Origin of the sequence: Methylobacterium sp. SyP6R (assembly GCF_019216885.1) — a bacterium.
Lineage (GTDB): Bacteria > Pseudomonadota > Alphaproteobacteria > Rhizobiales > Beijerinckiaceae > Methylobacterium.
Map to the genome: position 1 here is coordinate 20,655 of NZ_JAAQRC020000005.1, position 8,670 is coordinate 29,324.

The 8,670-nt window shown below is 53.7% G+C and carries 6 protein-coding genes; 2 read left to right on the top strand and 4 right to left on the bottom strand.

Translation table 11 applies throughout. The features are described 5' to 3' along the window. The first annotated feature begins 887 nt into the window (after nt 1–887). Nucleotides 888–2,117: an AAA family ATPase gene (locus tag HBB12_RS34085; RefSeq protein WP_236993787.1), complete on the top strand. Its 1,230-nt coding sequence runs from the start codon at nt 888–890 to the stop codon at nt 2,115–2,117. Continuing rightward, nucleotides 2,117–2,824: a DUF4276 family protein gene (locus HBB12_RS34090; protein WP_236993788.1), complete on the top strand. Its 708-nt coding sequence runs from the start codon at nt 2,117–2,119 to the stop codon at nt 2,822–2,824. Before HBB12_RS34085 ends, HBB12_RS34090 begins: the two co-directional genes overlap by 1 nt. 428 nt (nt 2,825–3,252) lie before the next feature. Here the strand turns inward: HBB12_RS34090 and HBB12_RS34095 are convergent, their stop codons facing one another. The 4 genes from HBB12_RS34095 to HBB12_RS34110 all read right to left on the bottom strand — a co-directional run bounded on the left by HBB12_RS34095 (nt 3,253) and on the right by HBB12_RS34110 (nt 8,367). Next, nucleotides 3,253–3,837, bottom strand: coding sequence for a recombinase family protein (locus HBB12_RS34095; protein WP_236993789.1), 585 nt, complete (start codon nt 3,835–3,837; stop codon nt 3,253–3,255). 351 nt (nt 3,838–4,188) lie between these two features. Further along, entirely contained in the window at nt 4,189–4,734 is a 546-nt protein-coding gene (locus HBB12_RS34100; RefSeq protein WP_236993790.1) for a hypothetical protein, read from the bottom strand. 3 nt (nt 4,735–4,737) lie between these two features. Next, a complete protein-coding gene (locus tag HBB12_RS34105) occupies nt 4,738–6,465 on the bottom strand; it encodes a P-loop NTPase fold protein (RefSeq protein ID WP_236993791.1) in 1,728 nt (575 codons plus the stop codon). A 522-nt stretch (nt 6,466–6,987) separates the two neighbouring features. Continuing rightward, nucleotides 6,988–8,367 (bottom strand): HD-GYP domain-containing protein, encoded by a 1,380-nt coding sequence (locus HBB12_RS34110; RefSeq protein WP_236993792.1) that lies wholly within the window; start codon nt 8,365–8,367, stop codon nt 6,988–6,990. Between the last annotated feature and the right edge of the window lie 303 nt (nt 8,368–8,670).

Sequence of the window (8,670 nt, forward strand, 5' to 3'; positions counted from 1 at the left end):
ATGCTCGCTGGCATGTCAGGGGGTGGGAGGGCTGCTCTCTCCGAGATCGCCACCCCGAAACTCCTGAGTTCCAGTAGGGCCTGCCCTAACGGGCCGGTCCAAGGCGAAGCGCCCCGGTTTCAAGTGGGTACCAGCCTCACACTTCGAACGGCTTTTGGTTAGCCTCTGAGATCCATCCGGACCGATCAGAAGCCTACACACGCCGAGAGGACCCCATACGCCATCCGCCGCAAGCCCCATGGGGCGCGCGGATCAAGCGGCCTGTGTCGACCGTGGCGATCTGCAGCTTGACGTGCCGGATGGCATGGTGTTGCCGCCGGTTGGGTTTCGGAACTGCTGTCAGCAGCTCGTAGGGGACGCCTTCAGCCATAGGGCCCTTCCGCCTGCAGGCAGGCGAGCAACTGCTGAGCCTGCTCCTAAGCTGTGGCATCCCGCTTCTGCTCGTCAAAGCCGTGCGCGAACATCGGCAGCAGCCGGCTCGTCGCCCGCTCTATCGTCGAGCCTTACCACAAGATCAGTACCTCCCAGTCGGTCAGGTCCTTCACGAAGTACCAGAGCGTCGGCCGGTCGGTCCATCTAGCTGCGACTGCCGTTGGCGCTGAAGAGACTGGCCCTACCGAAGAAGCTGCGTCGTCGGGTTCGTATACCTTCGAGTCCAGATGGGCGCCCCCTACGGGCCGCGCCCCGCGACCTCGGTCGCAGGCCAACCAGACCATCAGTGTCGCTGTCGGACAAATCTGGTAGGCTCAAATCCATAGGCGACCTGTTCGAAGAAATGTATGAGGCTATCTGCGATAGCAACGATCACTGGCTTCAACCGCGGGCACTAGCCAAGCGTTTCAAAATATGAGATGTAAACCCAAAGTGCCCTAACGCTGGAGAGTAAATTGCCACAGATTGAGGGGATTAGAGTCCAAAATTATAGAGCATTGAAAGATATTACTTTAGGAAAAATATATAGCTCAGATCGTATTCCCCTTACGCCTTTTACTGTTGTAATCGGAAAGAATGGTGCTGGAAAGAGCACATTATTTGACGCATTCGGCTTTGTAGCTGATTGCCTGTCGACAGATGTTGAGAGTGCATGCGATGTAAAGCAGCGCGGAGGTTTTGAGCGGCTTGTATCAGCCGGAACGGAAGGTCCTATTCGGTTTGAAATTTATTATCGTGAAGCACCAAACGAAAGGCCGATCACTTATGAACTTGCTATTGGGATTGACGCTTCTGGGCGCCCCTACGTGCAATCAGAAGTTCTACGTCAGCGTCGGAGCAATCAAACCCGTGGACGCCCCTACCCATTTCTAAGACTAGATAACGGAAGAGGAGCTGTATGGGCAGGAGAGCAAGCCGTTGAAATAGAAGGTGGAGAAGATACAACTAAAGAGCTTGTAGAACTTACGGACTTGAGACAGCTTGGAATTGCAACCTTAGGAACATTAAAGGAGCATCCAAGAATTACTAGATTTCGTAATTTCCTAAAAGGATGGTATTTATCGTACTTTCATCCAGACGCAGCTCGTGCTCTCCCAAGCGCAGGTCCTCAGAAACATTTAAATATTCATGGTGACAATATAGGAAATGTTGTCCAATTTATGGAACGTGAGCACAAGAATAGATTTAAAAGTATTTTATCGAAAATATCTGAAAAAATACCGGGTATTGATAGCATAGACACTCATGTTACTGAAGATAAGCGTGTACTACTTCGTTTTGGGAGTGGTTCTTTTAAGGATCCGTTTTTCTCTCAACAAATGTCGGATGGAACATTGAAGGTTTTTGCATATTTATTACTTCTTGAGGATCCAGAGCCACCACCTTTTATTTGCATAGAGGAACCAGAAAATGGATTATATCATAAATTGCTTGAAGTTCTTGCAAATGAATTTCGTTCACATGCGGGCGGGAAAAAGAACGATCCCCAAATATTTGTCACAACTCACCAGCCCTACTTTGTGGACGCACTTTCTCCTGACGAAGTATGGCTGTTGGAGAAAGGTCAAGACGGATTTTCTACGGTAAAAAGGGTTTCAGATCTAGATATAGTAAGAAATTTAGTTGAAGAAGGGTTGCCTCTTGGAGGGCTTTGGTACAGTGATTATTTAGATACGAGGCCGTAATGCATATCGATATATTAGTTGAAGATAGCTCAGGGCATCGCTTGCTTGATATAATTGTGCCTCAGATTATCGGAGAATTTGGAGAGCCACATACATGGAAGATAATATCTTATAAAGGGATCGGGCGCATACCGAAAGGTCTTCGTCCTAATGCTGATGCTTCAAAGCGTATCTTGTTGGATCGTCTTCCTGATCTATTGCGTGGATATGGAAGAACGCCCGGTATAGATGGTCTTGTTGTGGTTGTTGATAGCGATCGAGTAAGCTGCGTCGATCTATTGAACGAACTCAAGGCTGTTGCCGCTGCCTGTAATCCGTCGCCAAACGTTATTTTTAGGATAGCAGTTGAGGAAATTGAAGCATGGTATCTTGGCGATAGAGCCGCGGTAATGAGTGCTTACCCACGTGCAAAGCAAGATGTTCTGAATAGATATGAGCAAGATAGTATATGTGGAACATGGGAGCTACTCGCTGACGCTGTGCATAAAGGTGGATCGGCTGCCTTGAAGCGCCAAGGGTATGTTGCTGCGGGTGCCGCTAAGCATGAGTGGGCGGATCAAATAGGCAGCCGGATGAACATGGCTAACAACGCTTCGCATAGTTTTTCCAAATTTAGGGATGGACTAATCCGGTTAGTCGTGACATCGCCCCTGCCGGTCGATCCAGATACTTCTGGCGCGGATAACACGCTGCCGGGAGGAGCATGAAGTCGAGATTGGTGATTCAAAGGTTAACACAGAGAGGACAGCAGGCTCGCCGTACAGTGTCCCCGTATCCCTCGCTTCGGTGAGTGAGCGGAACACGACACCGCGCTTTCACGTGTCGCCCATAACGTCCAGGACGTGCGGGAGGCTGCGGCCAAGCCGATCGAGCTTCCACATCGCGAGGATGTCGCCCGTCTTGAGCAGGTGAGACAGGCCTTCAGCCCGGGCCGGTCGTCGCGAGATCCAGGGGGCTCTGGTAGAGGCGCCGCTCGTTGACGCTGGAGGTCGCCAGGGCGTTGCACTGCGGATTGACCGCTTGACGCTCATCGGCCGTCGACAGTCATATGTGCGAAAAACCTTTCAACCTATGTTTTCATACATAATATCAATCCGACAGTGTTTGTTGCGCAATGGCGGGATCTTGAGGGCGGTCAGGACGGCACGGCCGCATCCCTAATACGTAGGATGGTCTGCCGGCTGGTCTTGAAGGTCCGCGCCAGGGCCGACACGCTCGCACCTTCCCCGAGCTGGCGCGCGACCTCCGCGCGCTGCTCGCCGGTGAGACTGGCCGGCCGGCCGAGCCGTCGGCCTTCCGCCCGCGCCCGGCTCAGCCCGGCCTGGGTCCGCTCGATCAGGAGATCGCGCTCAAATTCCGCGACCGCGTTGATCACGGCCATCGTCAGCTTGCCCGTCGAACTCGTCAGGTCGACCCCACCCAGCGCCAGGCAGTGGACCCGCACGCCGAGTTCCTCGAGCCTGGCGACGGTCGCGCCCACGTCCATGGCGTTGCGACCGAGCCGGTCGAGCTTGGTGACCACCAGAACGTCACCCGCCTCGAGCCTGTCGAGCAGGCGGGCGAACCCGCGGCGCTGCCCGACTGCGGTGGATCCCGACACGGTCTCGGTCACGAGGCGGCGTGGCTCGATGGTGAACCCGGCGGCCTGGATCTCGGTGAGCTGGTTGTCGGTGGTCTGGCCGGGGGTCGAGACGCGGAGGTAGGCGAAGGTGCGCGGCATGAAGTAGATCTGTCCGAAAACCCTGGCCGGAACTGGACACCTGTCCGGAACGCACGGAAGCTAGGTTTTGAACAGGCCTGGCCGTCCTGTCCAGAACCGGTCGGTTCCGGACACCCCTTGCAGGCAAGCGTCAGTGCTCAGGACGCCATGTTAGGCGAGTCACAGGCTCCTCGAAATCGCGGGTGATGCCCGTCGAAGCGATGCGTAGGTGCTGCACCCAACCAAGCCAGAGCCGCAGCGTGCTGATCGCCGCCAAAATCGCAGCCTGGATCACAAAAGGAGTCAGCACCCCGCTCCTGGGAACCAGGAGAAGGGCGTTGTCCTGTTGATTACGTATCAACAAATCTACAACTAAATTATCTCTTCGCCGAGCTCTTGATAAAGATGCGATTCACCATTACATTCTATATGATAAAGAATTATTGATATAATTCCAGCAAGCATCACGAGATGACCTTCTTCCAACTTATCAAAATGATCTTGATTTTTTTGATCTAAGGCCGCATGTACTCGCCCAACTAGGGCGTTGATCAAATTTTGCTGCCCAACGTCTCTAAATGCACCCTGTTCCAGAATTCCCCTGTAATCCGCGCCTATCCAACGCCCCTGGATCTTCTGAATGGGCCAATGTTCAGCCTGCATCTTAGCTATAATATCTTCGTAATCATGATAATTTATAGGGCGCGGACTTGATATGACAGTCTCAATTAGGATGTTAAGATCTTCTGCGAAGCTATTCGGCTCATGCTCATATTGGGCACCATCCCATCTTAATTCCCAATTGGATGCAATATGACTTAATGGACGCAGGGCAATTCGATCGAGAAGATCACTTCGCGAAAAAAACGCTCGCACTGCTTCTGGTGAATGACGAGATTTTTTCTTTGTATTTCTCATTTATCAATACTCTTTGTCGTCTGCGACATCTTCGATGTCAGCAATTGGCTTCGGATATTCTTCTAAGTTGACACCAAAATTTTTTACGCGCTGTGCATTCATCGGACTCTCTGCCGCAATACGGCGCAATGCCGCTTCCGCTCTCAATACGATTTTCTTCATATGGTCGTCAGCATTTCCAACTTTCTTGAAATACAAAGCGCCTTCTACTGAAGATTTGAAATCATCACGCTTGAGGGACTTGAATATCTTAACGTATTCGTCCTCGGTGACATTCGCCATGTCCGCTACATCGCGAGGATCCCAGCCACCTCGACCGGGAAGTTCTCGAACAAATTTTTCGGCATTAAAAGGTGTGCGCAGAGTGGCATATTTGTCTGCAAACGCCTTTCGCACATCGACATCCGTAACGTGACGTCCGAGATATCCTTCGGATAGGTCCCAAAATTTATCATCTTCCTTCCTGTTGCCGATATATGTTTTTATTATTTCGGCAGCTTGCTCCGGGCGGCCCAGTTCTTTAAATAAGGCAACCGTACTACTTAAGTTGGTCGGGGATATGGCCTCGTAGTCCGTCTTTACCGAGGCAAACATTTTGTCTAAGACAGCATCCTGATCGGCATCAAATGAGCTGTGGTAATCTTCCCATGCATTGGAAAATGCCGTATGCTTATCCGATAGGATTAGAGTCTTCTGCTGTTTGTCAGCCTCGCGTTTGAGATCCTCCTCAATAAAGAACCCACGTTCGACTGCATCAAAAAGGACGGCGTCTAGGTCGTCCATGTGTCCGAATTCGTAAGAGCGAAGCAGCGTCCTGAATGCCTCGTTTGGATCAGGTTTGTCTCTGTCACCGCTCATTAGATCGAAAATGTGGTTGTACGTTCGGATGAATTCTAGCGGTGGAGCTTCTTTCGGTTGAAATTTTGCATATCCTGCCAGTGATATCGATTGTATGGATTGATTAATAACTCTTGAGTCATATTCTTTAAGGAAATCTAAGCGCTTACACAAGCGCTCAATTTTTTTGATGACCCTAATGTTAATAATACGAAGTCTGACTACGCAGCGCGTCAACTCCTCAGTGTAAAAACGTCCCTTCTCGACGCCGATATCGGCACACTCCGCCGGTGTCGGCTCAAACCTGATAATCGTATCTGCAATTTTCTCAATCTGGGTGCCGAAATCGATCTTGTTGTCTCCAGAAAGTGCCTCTTCGTTGAGAAGAATTACGATCTTACATCGTTTTTCCTCCTTAAGTCCCGAGATTAACCCCATGACATCTTTTGCATCCAGTCCCTTTCCAGAGCGTTCCAGATCATCAACGCAAACAATTTGATTGCTGGTCATCATGAAAAGGGCACGGTTGGCGCTAGCCACGTACCCACTTGCCTGTGGGATGTAAGTCGCGACCTTCGTTAGGTCTTTTGCCCCCGCCAGAAGTTTTCCAACGATCGCGTCGAAACTCGTTAGATCGGGCTGCTGGCCAACAGTATTGCTATCAACTGTATTTTCAACAATAGATGTACGCACATCGTCAAGAGAATTTCTTCCGAACAATGAGATGTAGGAGTACTTGCTGAGTGCGACTGATTTTGCTTTCTGCGCTTCCTTAAGGTAGTGACGCCACGCGTACGTCTTACCTACGCCCCAGCGACCAGTAATACAAAGGACCTCGGGATCTTCTGTAGAAAGGAAGCGTTTCAGCTCGGACGCGAAGACCTCTATCGTCATTGGGCTATTCTCTTGCTCGGTAGTCCAATCAAAGCGGCTAGCGCCTGCCGGTCGTGATTTTTCCCTTTGCAATTCACAAACCTGCCGACCTTGGATATGGTAGCCGGGATAGGATCGCGGTGCAGCACATTTCGTTGTTTTTTTCTGTTGCAAAAATCAAACAAAAAACATGGCCTGCTCCGCGTGAGCGTTGGCAAAGGTGACAGGGACTACTCGTTCATCGATGAGTTCGTCGACATCGGAGTGCCGTATCTATTCGCGACCACCGGCTCGAAGGTCGCCGACGCCCCAGGTCACCGGCACCACCTGCGTGTCGAGAGCCGTACCTTGGGGGCCGAGCCGGTGCGCGCCTTGGCCAAGCTCCTCGCTCAACCTCAACCTGTGTCGAGATTGCCCCCTCCTGACGACAATCTCGGGTGTACGGAAAACACATGTTTTCCGTACACCCGAGCCTGATGGGCAGAATGACCGCATGGGGTGGAAAGCAGCCTTTCACGCGTTCAAGCTGGTTGGATTTTTATGCTAGGCCGCTCGAGCGAGATCCCCTTCGATTGCGGCAAGCACCCGCTCCAGCGCGGCGAAACACGTCGGGTCGAATGCCGCGCCGAGGTCCGCGCGCATGATGCCCAACGCCTTCTCCAAGGGCATGGCCGCCCGGTAGGGCCGGTTGGCAGTCAGGGCGTCGAAGACGTCGGCGACTGAGACGATGCGGGTCTCAGGGGCGATCTCGTCGCCCATCAGCCCACGCGGATAGCCCTTGCCGTCCAGCCGCTCGTGATGTCCACCGCCAATGTATGCCATCTCTTGGAATACCGGGACTCGGGTCAGAATGGTCTCGGACAGAGCCGCGTGATTGCGCATGTCCTGCCACTCCGCTTCGTCCAGCTTGCCATTCTTGTCGAGGATGGCGTTCGAGACCCCGAGCTTGCCGACGTCGTGCAGGAGGGCGGCCCGCTTCAGCCAGCGGCGACGCTCCGACGTGTAGCCGAGTTCAGCCGCGATCATATCGGCGTAGACCGCGACCCGCTCCGAATGGCCGGAGGTGAAGGGGCTCTTGGCATCAATGATCTGGGCGAAGGCGCGGGCGATATCATCGAGATACTCCTCGTCCACGATGATCGGGCTGACCGGCGCCAGCGCGAGCACCGCCGCCTCGACCCCTTCTGAGGCCAGTGTCTGCCAGAAGCTTGGGTCGGTGGCGACCCCCTCAAAGCAGGCGACAACCTGAGGATCGAACCACGTGCCCGAGCGCGCACGCACCTCGGCCATTGCAGCGGCGGGGCCGGCTGCGGTGTGGAACACGTCTACCACTTGCGCGAGGAGGGCGATGCGGGCGTAGAGCGGGATTGCAGGGCCCGCGAGACGGTCCGGCCGGCCGGTACCGTTCCAGTGCTCGTCTAAGGCGTGAATGGCTTCGCAGACGCTTGCCGGGAAGCGGAGCTGGCGGGCGATCTGCGCCCCGCGCTGGCAACGTGTCTGGATGAGGTCGTCGACGATGGCCCCACCGTTCTGCAGGATGTTGAGCACAGCGCGGAACCGTTCGGCCAAGCCCGCCTTCAACCCAGTATGGGAGAAGACGAAGCCGAGTACCTTGGGTAGGCTGTCACTGACCGTCTTGAAGTCACGCTTGAAACTGAGATCATCGGACAGATATAGCTCGCAGATGCGCGCGGCGTTGCTGGAGCAGCCCAGGTCCTTCAGCATGACCGTGTGGTAGAGTTCCCATAACTGCAGGTCAGGCAGTCGCATCTTCTTGCCGATATGGAAGCCGATCCAAGTCGCACGTACGCAATGCCCAACTGGCTGACCTTCTGTTAGATCGAGCGCCTGGCTGAGCGCACCGAGAACATCGGCGAGCTGAACTGTCATCGGCTGCTCGCCACCACCTGATACGACCCGCATCACTGCCGTCCAGCCTTCCACCTCATCGGTGCGAGACTGCCTGCAGAACCTGAGCAAAGTGTTGTGCGCAGTTGCGGTTGAAGGCAGCAAGGCGGTCGCACTCGATAATGGTGCTGGCTGGAGGACCTGCATCTGGCGAGCTTTCACGACGCCGTTGAACGAGGTGCTGATGGTTAGCGCCAGCCGTTCAGTGATGGACCCCGTACCTTGAGGCTCCAACTGCCGCTGAGGGTCGTAAGCAGCCCCATGAAGTGCCCGTCAGAAGCCAGCCGGCGATCTCGGATGTCGGAAAACACTTGTTTG

Excerpts from the sequence above, each read along its gene's own strand:
- HBB12_RS34090 (WP_236993788.1), top strand. The coding sequence starts at position 2,117 with ATGCATATCGATATATTAGTTGAAGATAGCTCAGGGCATCGCTTGCTT.
- HBB12_RS34095 (WP_236993789.1), bottom strand. The coding sequence starts at position 3,837 with ATGCCGCGCACCTTCGCCTACCTCCGCGTCTCGACCCCCGGCCAGACC.
- HBB12_RS34100 (WP_236993790.1), bottom strand. The coding sequence starts at position 4,734 with ATGAGAAATACAAAGAAAAAATCTCGTCATTCACCAGAAGCAGTGCGA.
- HBB12_RS34105 (WP_236993791.1), bottom strand. The coding sequence starts at position 6,465 with ATGACGATAGAGGTCTTCGCGTCCGAGCTGAAACGCTTCCTTTCTACA.
- HBB12_RS34110 (WP_236993792.1), bottom strand. The coding sequence starts at position 8,367 with ATGCGGGTCGTATCAGGTGGTGGCGAGCAGCCGATGACAGTTCAGCTC.